This is a genomic window from Microbacterium sp. zg-YB36 (assembly GCF_024623575.2).
Classification (GTDB): domain Bacteria; phylum Actinomycetota; class Actinomycetes; order Actinomycetales; family Microbacteriaceae; genus Microbacterium.
This window is the reverse complement of record NZ_JANJFD020000001.1, coordinates 1041056-1055343: the sequence shown is the minus strand read 5'-3', so window position 1 is coordinate 1055343 and position 14288 is coordinate 1041056. Positions and strand designations below refer to the sequence as shown.

General features: G+C 61.5%; 11 protein-coding genes and 1 pseudogene. 9 read left to right on the top strand and 3 right to left on the bottom strand.

Annotation, left to right across the window (positions count from 1 at the left end; genetic code table 11):
- Positions 1–42: 42 nt before the first annotated feature.
- From NQ151_RS05125 to NQ151_RS05095, 7 genes and pseudogenes are all read left to right on the top strand, one after another.
- On the top strand, positions 43–228 hold the full coding sequence (locus NQ151_RS05125; protein ID WP_257527223.1) for an excisionase family DNA-binding protein: 186 nt from the start codon (positions 43–45) through the stop codon (positions 226–228).
- Between the two features lie 2 nt (positions 229–230).
- Positions 231–3488, top strand: a complete 3258-nt coding sequence (locus NQ151_RS05120) for a helicase-related protein (protein ID WP_257527222.1) — start codon at positions 231–233, stop codon at positions 3486–3488.
- Complete coding sequence (locus NQ151_RS05115; protein WP_257527221.1) at positions 3485–4150, top strand: DUF4391 domain-containing protein; 666 nt, start codon at positions 3485–3487, stop codon at positions 4148–4150. Before NQ151_RS05120 ends, NQ151_RS05115 begins: the two co-directional genes overlap by 4 nt.
- An 18-nt stretch (positions 4151–4168) precedes the next feature.
- The gene (locus NQ151_RS05110; RefSeq protein WP_257527220.1) at positions 4169–6121 is read left to right on the top strand and encodes a site-specific DNA-methyltransferase; all 1953 of its coding nucleotides are present in this window, start codon (positions 4169–4171) and stop codon (positions 6119–6121) included.
- A gap of 4 nt (positions 6122–6125) precedes the next feature.
- The gene (locus tag NQ151_RS05105; protein WP_257527219.1) at positions 6126–9206 is read left to right on the top strand and encodes a type III restriction-modification system endonuclease; all 3081 of its coding nucleotides are present in this window, start codon (positions 6126–6128) and stop codon (positions 9204–9206) included.
- Between the two features lie 11 nt (positions 9207–9217).
- Positions 9218–9379 (top strand): DUF262 domain-containing protein, encoded by a 162-nt coding sequence (locus NQ151_RS05100; protein WP_257527218.1) that lies wholly within the window; start codon positions 9218–9220, stop codon positions 9377–9379.
- Positions 9360–10046 (top strand): annotated as a pseudogene (locus NQ151_RS05095) (IS30 family transposase); the annotation flags it as partial. The gene NQ151_RS05100 and the pseudogene NQ151_RS05095, both read left to right, overlap by 20 nt.
- Here NQ151_RS05095 and NQ151_RS16745 read toward each other — a convergent pair.
- Positions 10024–10416 carry a transposase gene (locus NQ151_RS16745; protein ID WP_353477559.1) on the bottom strand — a complete coding sequence of 131 codons (393 nt, stop codon included), beginning with the start codon at positions 10414–10416 and terminating at the stop codon, positions 10024–10026. The pseudogene NQ151_RS05095 and the gene NQ151_RS16745 sit on opposite strands and share 23 nt — an antisense overlap.
- A gap of 326 nt (positions 10417–10742) precedes the next feature.
- Here NQ151_RS16745 and NQ151_RS05090 point away from each other — a divergent pair, with 326 nt between their 5' ends.
- A complete protein-coding gene (locus NQ151_RS05090; protein WP_257527217.1) occupies positions 10743–11921 on the top strand; it encodes a DNA cytosine methyltransferase in 1179 nt (392 codons plus the stop codon).
- Positions 11922–11940: 19 nt separating this feature from the next.
- Here NQ151_RS05090 and NQ151_RS05085 read toward each other — a convergent pair whose 3' ends face one another.
- Complete coding sequence (locus NQ151_RS05085) at positions 11941–12873, bottom strand: NaeI family type II restriction endonuclease (RefSeq protein ID WP_257527216.1); 933 nt, start codon at positions 12871–12873, stop codon at positions 11941–11943.
- 315 nt (positions 12874–13188) lie between these two features.
- Between NQ151_RS05085 and NQ151_RS05080 the strand changes: the two genes are divergently transcribed.
- Positions 13189–13713, top strand: coding sequence for a very short patch repair endonuclease (locus tag NQ151_RS05080; RefSeq protein ID WP_308211127.1), 525 nt, complete (start codon positions 13189–13191; stop codon positions 13711–13713).
- A 234-nt stretch (positions 13714–13947) separates the two neighbouring features.
- Here NQ151_RS05080 and NQ151_RS05075 read toward each other — a convergent pair whose 3' ends face one another.
- Positions 13948–14127, bottom strand: coding sequence for a hypothetical protein (locus tag NQ151_RS05075; RefSeq protein WP_257527215.1), 180 nt, complete (start codon positions 14125–14127; stop codon positions 13948–13950).
- Positions 14128–14288 lie beyond the last annotated feature (161 nt).

Below are 14288 nucleotides of genomic sequence, written 5' to 3'. Positions count from 1 at the left end.
CCATACCCGGAAAAATCCGGCTCCATCCGCCTGGGGGCGTCAATGTCCGAGCCGTGGCTCTCTGCCGACGACATCGCCGAGCATCTTGGTGTCACCAAGGACGCTGTCTATGCCTGGATAGCCGAGAAGGGCATGCCGACCCCCCAGGTCGGGCGTCTATGGGAGTTCCAGGCGACCGAGGTGGACGCGTGGGTGCGTGGCGGCGGCAGCGCTGGGGGCGCGGGGTAGCTATGCGGATCATCGACAACGTCTCAGACCTGCTCGGCGATGACATTAAGGGCGAGATTCGCCGCGGCTCAAAGGTACGTATCGCCGCAGCGACGTTCTCGATTTACGCCTTCGAGGCACTGCGCGAGGAGCTCGAGCACGTGGAGAAATTGGAGTTCATCTTCACCTCTCCTTCGTTCAGCAATGGGCAGGCGACTGACAAACTGCGCAGGGATCATAGGGAGTTCTTCATCCCTCATGCCGAGGCCTCGCTATACGGCTCAGAGTTCGAGATCCGCCTCCGCAACAAGCTGACGCAACGAGCGATCGCGAGGGAGTGCGCCGCCTGGGTGCGAGACAGGGTCACATTCCGATCGAACGCGAGCGGTAGTCAGATGCAGCAGTTTGCTGTCGTCGATGATCAGGCCGCTTACCTGCAGCTACAGGGCCTCACTACAGCAGACCTCGGGTACGAGCGCGGCAACTCTGTCTCCAACCTGGTCACCAAACTGGAGGGACCGGCAGAGACGCAGGCCTTCCTCGCGGTCTTCGAACAGATTTGGGCAAATCCCACTCAGCTGGACGACGTCACCGAGGCCGTGTACGACCACATCGCCAGCGTCTATGCCGAGAACTCCCCGGCACGGATCTACTTCCTGATCCTGTACAACCTGTTCGCTGACTTCCTTGACGACATCAGTGAGGACGTCCTGCCGAATGATCGGACTGGATACCAAGACACCCAGGTTTGGCAGAGCCTCTATAACTTCCAACGCGACGCTGCGATCGGCATCATCAACAAGCTCGAGACATATAACGGCTGCATCCTCGCCGACAGCGTTGGCCTAGGCAAGACATTCACCGCACTGGCGGTCATCAAGTACTACGAGCTGCGCAACAAATCCGTGCTGGTGCTCGCGCCGAAGAAGCTCGCCGAGAACTGGACGAACTACAACGCCAACCTGACCACCAACATCTTCGCGCGCGACCGCTTCAACTACAACGTCCTCGCCCACACCGACCTCTCTCGCACGCGCGGCGAGTCACTCGGCCTCCGTCTCGATCGGATCAACTGGGGCAACTATGACCTCGTCGTCATCGACGAGTCGCACAACTTCCGCAACGCGGACTACGCCGAAGAGAAGGAGTCGCGCTACCAGCGACTCATGCGGCAGGTCATCCGCGAAGGCGTGAAGACGAAGGTGCTGATGCTCTCCGCGACGCCCGTGAACAACCGCTTCAACGATCTCAAGAACCAACTCCAACTCGCTTACGAGGGCGAGTCCGAGAACCTCTCCGAGAAGCTCAGCCTCTCGTCATCGATCGAGCGGGTGTTCCGCGACGCGCAGGCGGTCTTCAATGAGTGGTCGAAGCTTCCGGTCGATGAACGGACCGCGGATCGCATTCTGCGGATGCTCGATTTTGACTTCTTCGAGTTGCTTGACGCCGTGACCATCGCTCGTTCGCGTAAGCACATTCAGGCGTTTTACGACATGAGCGAGATTGGTGCGTTCCCCACTCGCCTCGCTCCGGCATCCATCCGTGAACCACTAACGGATCTCGAGGACATTCCACCGTTCAACGACATCTTCGAGCAGCTTCAAGTCCTGACTCTTGCGGTCTACACGCCCCTTGCCTATGTGTTCCCGAGCCGCCTCAGCAAGTATGAGGACCTCTACAACGTCACTACTGGCAACGCCCGTTCCAACCTCGGTCAGAAGGGTCGTGAAGAGGGGCTGAAGAAGCTGATGACGGTAAACCTGCTCAAGCGGCTGGAGAGTTCGGTCGAAGCGTTCCGGCTCACGTTGTCCAAGATCGAGAGCGCCGTCGACCGAACTCTCACGCGTGTGGATGGCCATGCGGGATTGATAGCTGAAGTCAGCGCAGACCTCACTGATCTCGATTTGGATCTCGACGATGAGGACGACGCGAACGTCGAGGCACTCTCGTTTGGTGAGAAGATCCGCATTGACATCAACGACATCGACGTCGAGTCGTGGCAGCGCGATCTCTGGCATGACCGGGAAACGCTGCGCGAGCTTCTGGACGAGATGGGCAAGGTCACCCCCGAGCATGACCTCAAGCTTCGGAGACTGAAGTACCTCATCGAGAAGAAGGCGCGGCAACCACTCAATGCCGGCAACCGAAAGGTGCTGGTCTTTTCGGCCTTCGCCGACACTGCAAATTATCTCTACCGCGAACTCGCACCTGCTTTGCAGCGAGTCGGACTCGAGAGCGCGGTCATCACGGGTGGAAGCCAATCTGCGAAAACGACGATCGGCACCGGATTCGACTTTCAGCAGGTGATGTCGATGTTCTCGCCGCGCTCCAAGCAGCGACACCTCACCATGCCGAAGGAGACACGAGAACTCGACGTGCTTGTCGGCACCGATGTAATCAGTGAAGGACAAAACCTCCAGGACTGTGACTACCTGATCAACTACGACATCCACTGGAATCCCGTGCGGATCATCCAGCGCTTTGGTCGAATCGACCGCATCGGATCGACAAACGAGGTGATCCAGCTCGTGAACTTCTGGCCGGACATTTCACTCGACGAGTACATCAACCTGAAGGAACGCGTCGAGAACCGGATGGTGATCGCGGACCTGGCAAGCACCGCCGACGACAACGTCCTCACTCCTGAGGGCTCCGACGCGGCTTTCCGCAAAGAGCAGCTGCAAAAGCTGCAAGCCGAGAACATCGAACTCGAAGATGTCCGTGCTGGTGTGTCGATCACTGACCTTGGCCTCAATGACTTCCGCATGGATCTCCTCGCATATATGAACGAGTACGGGGACATCGCGCACGCGCCAAAGGGCTTACACACGGTCATTCCCGCTGACCCAGACAAGGGACTTCAGCCCGGAGTGATCTTCGCGTTGAAGAACGTAAACGCCGACCCGGCCGTGAATCGCGGCAACCGCCTCCACCCCTACTACCTCGTGTACCTCGACGAAAGCGGTGATCCGATCGCCGACCACACCGAGGCCAAGAGGCTTCTCGACCTCGTACGCAGCGGCTCGCGTCCCTACGACGATCCCGTGGCCAGCGTCACTCGCATCTTCAACGAGTCGACGCGCGATGGTGCCGACATGGGTCGATACTCCGCGCTGCTCACTGATGCCATCCGTTCGATGATCGACGTGACCGAGGAACGCGACATCGATAGCCTCTTCACCGCCGGCCACACCACCGCACTCACGCAGCAGATTGCCGGCCTCGATGACTTCGAACTGATCGCGTTCATCGCCGTTGTCGATCCATCGAGGCCTGCATGACAGACGTGCTTTACGAGTGGCCCGCCGGCGCGAGATTCGGTGCGCACATTCCCAAGGCGCGGTTCTACGAGCGCACCGCTGCGAGGTCGGCTTTGCGCGAGAAGTTCGTCTCGGAGGTGAGCCGCATTAGCTGGACGTACAAGCTCGCGGTGGAGACGATCAACCTTCCCGGCTCGCGCGAAGTACCCGAGATCGAGGTTCTTCAACTGGATGCAAAGGCGAATGACATCGGCACCCAGGTCCTTGCGTCGATCGACAAGGCGATCCCCAATCCGGTGATCTTCGAGATTCACCGTGAGAACGGCGATGGCCGCGCCGTGCGGATGGCGGCAGCTCACAAGCCAGCGGGCTCCTCGACACCCGCGCCGAGCGCCTACTTCTCGACCGCATGGATGCGTGGCGACACACCTCGCACCCCTTTGCCTGTCGCGATCACGATGCCCGCGCTGTACGCGGTGCTTATCGGCCGGCTGACGTCAATAGCCGTCCGCCCCGGCGAGAATCCTTCGGAGGTAGGCGGGAGGTTGAACGCCGTGCGCCGGCTCGAGCGCGAGATCAGCACCATCGAACGCGCGCTCCGGTCCGAACCGCAGCTCAACCGCAAGATCGGCCTGCGTCGTGAACTGAAAGCCAAACAAGCCGAGCTGGACCAGACGAGGTAATTCATGGAAAGACTCCGAATGACGTCACCCGATCTCACCCGCGCCAACATTGACAAGATCGCAGAGCTCTTCCCAGGCGTCCTCACTGAAGCGCTCGACGCCGACGGTGAGTCGTCGCGAGCTATCGACTTCGATCTGCTGCGACAGGAGCTCTCCGACCACATCGTCGAGGGACCTCAGGAGCGCTATCAGCTCGACTGGCCAGGCAAACGCGCCGCGGCTTTTGCTGCCAACGCACCGATCGCGAAGACCCTGCGCCCAGTGCGCGAGGAGTCTGTCGACTTCGAGACGACGCGAAACCTCTTCATCGAAGGTGACAACCTGGACGCCTTGAAACTCCTGCAGGAGTCGTACCTCGGCAAGGTCAAGCTCATCTACATCGATCCGCCCTATAACACCGGCAACGACTTCGTCTACGAAGACGACTTCGCTGAATCCAGCGCCGACTACCTCACCCGCTCGGGCCAGAAGTCGGAGACAGGCGATCGCCTGGTGGCGAACACGGAGGCTAACGGTCGCTTCCACTCCGATTGGCTGAGCATGATGTATCCGCGCCTCCGGTTGGCCAGGAACCTCTTGACCAACGACGGAGTTTTGCTCGTCTCGATTAGTGACGTTGAAGTGGCAAATCTTCGGGAGATGCTGGACGAGATCTACGGGCCTCAGAACTTCATCGCTTCAGTGGTCTGGCAGGGCGGCCGCAAGAACGACTCACGCTATGTCTCCGTCGGCCACGACTACGTCCTCATCTACGCCCGCGACGAAATGACGCTCCGCGACTCCGGCGTGCGGTGGCGCGAGAAGAAAGCAGGAGTGGACGAGGCGCGTGCCGCTGGCCGGCGCGCCTGGGAGCAGAGCGGACACGATGCCGAACGGGCAACCGCTATGTTCCGAGCGTGGCTGTCAGCTCAGAAGGAGCTCACTCCCGCGGTGAGCCGCTTCAAGAACATTGACGACGCGGGACGCGTGTACAACGCCGACAAGGATTTGGGCTGGCCAGGAGGCGGCGGCCCGAGGTATGACGTCATTCATCCCACGACTGGGAAGCCAGTCAAAGTCCCGAGCACTGGGTGGCGCTTCACAGAGAACAGCTTCCGTGAGCAGATCCGGTTGGGCCTCGTGGAGTTCGGTGTCGACGAGAACAAGATCCCGCGTGGGAAGACATTCCTTGATGAACTCGAGGATCAAGTTGCGGAGTCGGTGTTCACGCAGATTCGAACCACAGCTGCCCAGCGCCTCTCCAACTTAGTTGGTTCGCGCGTGTTTGATTATCCGAAGGACGAGTTCGTCCTGGCCCGCTGGTTCGACCTCGTAACGTGCTCAGACCCAGATGCGTTGGTGCTGGACTTCTTCGCCGGTTCGGGTTCCGCAGCCCACGCCGTGCTCAACCTGAACTCACTCGACGGGGGACGTCGGCGTTTCATCGCGGTCCAACTCGGGGAACCTACGCCGCCGGAATCGTCCGCAAGGGCCGCCGGCTTCTCGTCGATCCCAGAGATTGCTCGGGCTCGCATTCAACGAGCTGTCGAAGGTATCCGCGCCGGTTCGTCCAGAGTTCTGGCGGACGGAGGCTTTCGTTCATTGCATGTCGCGACGACAAACATGGCTGACACCCTCACGACCGCGGATGACCTCGTGCAGTCTGCGCTATCCGATGCCGTCGGCAGCATAAAGCCGGACCGCACCGACGAGGATCTGCTGTTCCAGGTGCTCCTCGGCTGGGGCATCGACCTTGCTGAGCCTATTGCAGTCGAGGAGGTCGAGGACCGGCGGGTGCTGTCAGTTGCCGATGACGCCCTGATCGCGTGCTTTTCCGAACACGTTACCGACACAGTCGTGAGGGCAATCGCCGCGCGGCATCCGCTCCGTGCGGTCTTCATGGACGCGGGGTTCGCGACCGATTCCGCGCGGATCAACGCCCAGCAGATCTTCCACGAGGTGTCGCCCGAGACAGACGTAAAGACGGTCTAGCTCGATGAAGATTCAGTTTAAAGTCCAGCAATATCAGACCGAGGCCGTCGATGCCGTGGTCGAAGTGTTCGCCGGGCAGCCCTATGCCGACGGCGTGAGGTATCGGATCGACCCCGGCAAGGGCGCGGCAATCGCCTTGTTGGAGGACGCCGGTCTACGCAATACCGAGTTCGCGCTGACGCCGCCGCAGCTCCTGACGAACGTGCATCAGGTGCAGCGGGCGCGCGGGCTGGAGCTGGCGAAGGGCCTCAACGACCCGGCCAAAAAATCCGCTGCCCCGATCAATCTCGACGTTGAAATGGAGACCGGTACTGGCAAGACCTACGTCTACATCAAGACAATAATGGAGCTGCACAAGCGCTACGGGTGGTCGAAGTACATCGTCGTAGTGCCGTCGATCGCGATCCGCGAGGGCGTGAAGAAGTCGTTTGACATCACGGCCGAGCACTTCCAGCATCTCTACGGCACCAAACCACGCACCTTCATTTACAACTCCTCGCGTCTTCATGAGATTGAGCGGTTCTCGTCGGACGCGGGCGTGCAGGTGATGATCATCAATGTTCAGGCGTTCAACGCCACCGGCAAGGATGCCCGACGCATCTACGAGGTGCTCGACGACTTTCAGTCACGAAAGCCCATCGACGTGATTGCGGCGAACAGGCCGATCCTCATCATCGATGAGCCGCAGAAGATTGAAGGCGACGCGAAGAAGCCCTCGAAGTCGCTGGAAGCGCTGACCTCGTTCAACGCCCTCTTCGCGCTGCGCTACTCCGCGACGCACCGAATCGAACGCACCAAAGTGCACCGTCTCGACGCCATCGATGCCTACAACCAGAAGTTGGTGAAGAAGATCGCGGTGCGCGGCATCACCGTCAAGCATCTGGCCGGCAGTAGCGCCTATCTGTACGTGGACAGCCTCGAGATCGGAAAGGGCGCAGACTTTCCGAAGGCACGCGTCGAGCTGGAGGTGCAGACTGCGCAGGGCATCAAGCGGCAGGTGAAGCGCCTTAGCCAGGGGATGAACCTGCATGACATCTCCGGTGGAATCGAGGCGTACAAGGGCCTCTTCATCCGCGACGTGGACGCCACCCGCGACATCATCGAGCTGAGCAATGGTGACATCATTGGCGCCGGCGAGGTCACTGAGGACGTAGCTGAAGACCGGAAGCGGCGCATCCAGATACGCGAGGTCATCCGCGCCCACCTCAGCAAGGAACGCGAGCTGTTTGCGCAGGGGATCAAGACGCTCTCGCTGTTCTTCATCGACGAGGTCGTCAAGTACCGCGACTACGAGCGCGAGGACACCCTGGGTGAATACGCACGTGTGTTCGAGGAAGAGTACGAGGCTGTGCTTGCCGACTATCTCGGTGAACTCGACCTGGATGAAGCGGCTGCACGCTACCGTGACCACGTTCAGGCGATCCCGGTGCGCTCAACGCACGAGGGATACTTCTCGATCGACAAGAAGACCAAGCAGTTCGTCGACGGCAAGATCGCAGCCCGCGGCGACTTCGCGGGTCAATCGGACGACGTCGACGCCTACGACCTGATCCTCAAGGACAAGGAGCGGCTGCTCTCCTTCGAGGAGCCGGTCCGATTCATCTGGTCACATTCCGCGCTCCGCGAGGGCTGGGACAACCCGAACGTGTTCGTGATGGGGATGCTCAAGAAGAGCGACAACACTACGACGCGGAGGCAGGAGATCGGCCGCGGCCTGCGCCTTTCGGTCGACCAGCACGGGGAGCGCATGGACAACCCCGTCACCGTCCACGACATCAACGAACTGACCGTCGTCACCGACGAGTCTTACACCGACTTCGTGACCGCGCTCCAGAAGGAGATCATCGAATCGCTGTCGCCGCGGCCACGCAAAGCGAGCGTTGACTACTTCGTGGGCAAGCCGATCACGCTGGGCGACGGATCAACGAGCGCCCTCGAGAAGACGGTCGCGCAGGCGCTCTACTTCCATTTGATCAAGAACGACTACATCGACGAGTCTGGCCTGGTCACGCAGGCATACAAGGACGCGCGCACCGACGGCACCCTCGCGGCCCCGACCTCCGAGGCGCTGAAGCCGGTCATCGACTACGTCTGGCCGCTGGTCGACGCGCTATACCTCGACGTGCCGAAGCCGACCGATGGGCGCAAGCCGAAGAAGATCCCGGTCAACGAAGCCAACTTCAACAAGCGCGAGTTCCAGGAGCTCTGGGGACGCATCAACCACAAGGCCGTCTACCAGGTCGACTTCGACTCCCAGGAGCTGATCGACAACTGCATCCGCGTGCTCGACACCTCGCTCAACGTCACCGTCATGCAGTACCTCGTCGAAAGCGGCAACCAAGTCGTCGGCCTCGAAGTGGAACAACTGGAGACCGGCACGGGCTTCAAGGTCTCTGAGACGAAGGTCGAGCACTCGGCCGTGTCAGCAGGTTCGACCGTGAAGTACGACCTCCTGGGGGAGATCGCGGAGAAGACGCAGCTCACTCGCCGCACATGCGCGGCGATCCTCACCGGCATCCACCCGGGCACGTTCGCGAAATTCAAACAGAACCCCGAGCAGTTCATCACCGAGGCCGCCCGGATCATCAGCGAGCAGAAGGCAACCGCCATCGTCGAGCACCTCAGCTACGACCCACTCGACAACCGCTACGACTCGTCGATCTTCACGGAGAACCAGACCGCACAGGACCTGTCCAAGGCCGGTGACAAGCTGAAGAAGAGTGTCTACGAGTACGTCGTCACCGACTCCAAGGTCGAGCGATCGTTCGTCGAGAAGCTCGACGTCAGCGACGAGGTCGTCGTCTACTCGAAGCTGCCCCGCGGCTTCTTCATCCCAACACCGGTCGGTGACTACAACCCCGATTGGGCGATCGCGTTCCGCGACGACGACACGAAGATCAAGCACGTCTACTTCGTGGCCGAGACCAAGGGTTCGCTGTCCACTCTTCAGCTGAAGGGTGTCGAGAACGCCAAGATCGAGTGCGCCCGCAAGTTCTTCGCCGCGCTCAGCGCCAGGAGCGGCCAGGACGTCACGTACGACGTCGTCTCTAACTACTCCGAGCTGATGCAGCTCGTAACGACATAGAGGGAGGACCGATGGCGAAGTACAAAGTGACCCAATCTGCGGTGACCCAACTGCTCGAAGACGTCAAGCGAGAGCAGATCGCGATCCCGGAGCTCCAGCGGCCCTTCGTGTGGGACAGCGTCAAGGTGCGAGACCTGATGGACTCGCTCTACAAGGCGAGAGTTCCCCGATGATCCGGGGATGCAGGTGAGCGCGGAGACGATCTACCAGTCGCTCTACGTGCAGTCTCGGGGCGCGTTGAAACAGGAACTGACCCGGCATCTACGCACCGGGCGCGGGCTGCGCCATCCCAGCCGGAAGGCGGGGCAGCGGAAGAACCGCATCCCGAACATGGTCAACATCTCAGAGCGGCCGCCAACGGCGAGCGACCGGGCCGTTCCGGGGAGTTGGGAAGGGGACCTGATCATCGACGCGGGGAATCTGTCCGCGATCGGCACGCTCGTGGAACGGCATTCGAGCTTCACGATGCTCGTTCACCTCCCCGACGGTTACAAGCCCGACCAGGTCGCGCCCGCGCTGACCCGGAAGATCCAGCAGCTCCCGGTGCAGCTGCGCGGCGCGCTGACTTGGGATTAGGGTCCGGAGGTGCGCGACTGGGAGAAGGTGCGCATCGACACCGGCATCGAGGTGTTCTTCTGCGACCCGCACTCGCCCTGGCAGCGCGGCATCAACGAGAACACGAACGGGCTGCTGCGGCAGTACTTCCCGAAGGGCACCAGCCTCGACGGGTTCACCGAGGGTGAGCTCGACGCCGTCGCCCGAGAGCTCAACGACCGACCGCGCAAACGGCTCGATTTCCAAACCCCGAATGAGATCATCAGATCAGTCCTGTTGCGATGACCGCTTGAATCCGCCAAACCCCCAACGCGAGACAGGCTTTCCGGCTGCGGACTCCGTCAGCGTGGAGCTCGCCCACGAGGCGGAACCGGTCTTTTGGGGGCACCACCTGCTCCACCGCTGCAACCGCTCTGCGGAGGATCTTGTTCTCCTCTTCCAACTCACGGATACGCCTATTCGCGGCAGTCAGCTCGGCCGACGACGCGCGCCCGGACGGCGGTCTCATCCCACGGTCCACAAAATCTTGCTGCTTCCAGCGGTAGAGGCAGGGCTGCGCGATCCCGAGCGTGGCGGCAACGTCGACAACGGTGCGTCCGGACCTCACCAGCTCGAGCGCACGCTCACGAAACTCGGACGGATACGGTCTTGGCATACAACTACTTCTCGTCTCAGAAGCAGCCACATCCTCTCAACCAATCGTTCCGGGGAACTGGGGCATGACCAAAGGTGTCCGGAAAAGCGGGTCAGGCTCCGATGGGTCGGGAGCGATCGACTGTGTCACCACCTCGATCTTCCCAGCGTTGACCCGCGCCATCGAGGAGGTTGCCGCTACGAAGCCCAGCAGGTGGTCTCCGAAACGCACGTTCGACCGGCTGATTCAGCAGGGTTCCGAAGACTGAACTGCTGGCCGAGTCCGGGTCTGCCTCCAGTCCGGCGGGGGCGGACCCGGATGTCTGAGGGCGCGCATACGATCTAGGTATGACGAAGAACCTCCGCATGATTGACCTGTTCGCTGGCTGCGGGGGCATGACGGTCGGCTTCGCGGGCGAGGGGTTCCGCTCCGTGCTGGCTGTGGAGTGGGACAAGGCGGCCGCAGCGACGTATGCGGCAAACTTCGGCGAGAAGCATGTGATCGCGGGGGACATCGCAAGCGTTCCTGACGAAGCGATCCCGGAGACAGACATCATCATCGGAGGGCCGCCCTGCCAAGGGTTCTCTAACCTCGGGCTGAAGGACATCAAGGATCCGCGCAACCAGCTGTGGCGCGAGTTCATGCGCTTCGTCGAGCACTCTCGCCCGAAGGTCTTCGTCATTGAAAACGTCGACCGGTTCGCTAAATCGCCGGAGTTCGCCATGCTCCTTGCGGAGGCGGACCACGGAGCTCTGGCCGAGTATGAGCTCCAACACGCCGTGCTGAACGCCGCCGACTACGGAGTCGCACAGCGCCGCAAGCGGACGATCGTCATAGGTTCACGGATCGGACGAATCGACTTGCCTGCACCTACGCACGCGAAGGACGCCGGCGAAAACTCGGACCTTCTTCCATGGAGAACGGTGAAGGACGTGATCGGCACGCTCCCTCCGCACCCGGAGAGTACGGATCTCCCGAACAGCCGATTTGCCTTCTTCGGGGAGGAGATGCCCGGCGTATTCCGCGGACTCGATTTGCACATCCGCCGAACACCGACGAGCAAGAGCCTGGATCGTTATAGCTTTGTCCCGCCCGGCGGAGGTCGTTTCGATTTGCCCGATGAGCTGCTGCCGAACTGCTGGGCGAGGAAGCCGACCGGAACGACGGACGTCATGGGGCGCCTTCGATGGGATATGCCGTCTGTCACGATCCGGACGGAGTTCTTCAAACCTGAGAAGGGGCAGTACCTTCACCCGCAATGGGAGGCCGGTGAGTGGGTGGAGGCGTATGGAAAGCACCGCAGCGACCCGGTGCGGTCGGTTGATCGCGTGATCAGCCACTACGAGGCGTCGCTCATCCAGGACTTTCCCGCCGACTATCGATGGGTCGGCACGAAGATACAGATTGCCCGCCAGATCGGGAATGCTGTTCCTTCAGGCCTTGCGCGCGCCATCGCGAGGCAAATCAAGCCGCACCTTGTATCTCAGGCAGTCGAGAGGGCCGAGAGGGAGCTGGCTTTCGCCTAGCTTCCTCACGCGCGCAGCATCACCAGATGCCGGGATGAAGAGGCGTCGATTCGATCGATGCGACGATTCCAGTCGCGCGCGTTGCCACCCACGCCCCGTCCTTGAGGTCGAAACCGAGCTTCTCTGCTCGTATCCGGTCTTGCACCCACGTCCCGACCAGGACCTCCAGGCCCGAGGTCGAGCGGACCGCATCTTTTGCCTGTCTTGCTCGACGCAACGGGTCCCTATTCCCGAAGCAAACCGTCTCGATCGAGGATCTCGGGATCACCGTGTCGGGGAGGAAACCGAACAACGCGGTGAGCCGTGCAGTCTGCCCAACCCTCGGCGCGAAGACGACAGCAAGCTGCTCTGGCGTAAGCCGGGCTAACGGCTCGGCGGGTAGTGGAGTCCAAGCAACCAGCGGGATTGAGAAACGTCTAAGCGCCTCAGCAGCGATGCCGCGTTTTCCGTCCTTGTTCGCCCCTTCGTTCAGCCAAGCTCGATGGGTACGCATTAGGAAGGCGCGGTGGCGTCGCATCGCTGTGTCGACCTGGATGAGGATGCTGATTTGGCACTGCCCTTCGGTAGGGATCATCCAATTTGATCGAATCGTCGCTTTGAGTTCCACCGGGACATGGAGTATCCGCGTGTCCAGCGGGGGCTCCTTGTATAGACCAAGTTCGTTGAGTACCCGGTACTGGAGCTTCGTTCCCACGGATGCGCGTTCATCCGAGTCGACTTCAGGGCTAAGCAGGTCGAACCGTCCGGTTCTAGCACCGTCGAGAACATGCCGGACAGCGTCATCAACGGCGCGGGTGAAGTGCATCGATAGCGGGCGCGATATGAGCCATGCGCTTACTTTCTGCAGCTCGAGGTCGTCACACGCGTCCTCGGTCACATGAGCCCTGGCGGCGTGACCGGGTCGCTCGTCTGGCGCGCAGATTCCGCCCGCCAGCACCGCAGTTTTCCTCACTCTCGAGACGCTATCGCATCGGTTGCGGTGGAGACGGCGAGCAACAAGTACGCCCCGAAGATGATTCGATCCCACCCAATTAAATAGTGAGTATTCGACGGAGACGCGTGAGGATGCCCGCGGAAGCCAAGCGCGAGCATTCGACGGCGATAGCGGTCCGTCACGTCGCCGGGATCCTCGGAACGGCCCCAAGACATTGCATGCTGTGGCGCTGCTATGAGGACGACGAAGGGGCGACGCCAGGCATCACGACCGACGCAGCGGCGGAGATCAGCCCGTTGGCGCGGTCGACGCCCGCTCGAGGCTCTCGTCGACGTGTCGACGCTCACCATCGCCTGCATATTCGTCGAATCAAATCTACTGTGGGAGAAGGAGGCACCTCGGATGTGGGACAGCGGGTCGAACGCCCAAGCGTCGAGCGGCGTGTCATGGGCGAGCACGCCGAGTAGTCGCGCTTCGATGCAGTCGAACCGCGGCCGCGACACGTCGCCAGAGATCCTGGTTCGGCGGCATCTGCATGCGCTCGGGCTCCGCTACCGCGTGTCAGTCCGTCCTGTTGCGAATCTACGACGCACCGCCGACATCGTCTTCACCCGGGCGCGCGTCGCAGTTTTCATCGACGGCTGCTTTTGGCACGGATGCCCCGAGCACTATCAGGCCCCCGCTCGAAACGGCGAGTTTTGGCTCACGAAGCGGCTGCGCAATCGCGAGCGGGATGACGAGACGAATCAGGTGCTGCGTGGTAACGGCTGGCATGTCTTGCGGATCTGGGAACACGAGGTCCGGAAGGACGCGGCAGCGGTCGCCCTGAAGATCGCTCACGAGGTGCGTGCTAGATAGCGCACGCTGACGCTCAATCGAGCAGGAACCCGCTGGGCGCGCTCTTCCGCGTGATGACCAGCTGGTCGCGCGCGGCTCGCGGCGACATGGAGGATCGAGCGGAACTGGTTTCCTTGTCGGCTTGGTCTGCCTCCGACTAGCCTCTGTGCGCCCGGGGCCGGGGCGAAAGGCGCCGTCTGACACATCGAAGAGGACGACGGCGGGAGAAATCCAGGCCCTCGGGGGTGTGCCTCGTCAGGTTACCGGCTGCCCGCCGGCCACCCGTGGCGCGTTGACGAGGGCGTCGGGGAAGTCGCGTTCAGCGAGCCATTGCTGCGCCCTCTTGGTCCCCATATTCGACGGACCCAGTACCGTAATCGTCTCGGGACGGGCACCGTCTTCGTCGATCCACCGCGGGATGTCCGACGCGCTCATGTCGCTTGTTCAGCGCCGGGCTTCGCAGCGTGCCTAGAGCATGGCCCGGTAGTCATAGCGAGACGGCGTGACCGCCCTTGAATCTGGGTCCCGTTGTGTTTGAGCACCGTCGGGCCACGTAGATGCGATGCAGGCACGGGTCCGCCGATTTCGGGTATGAG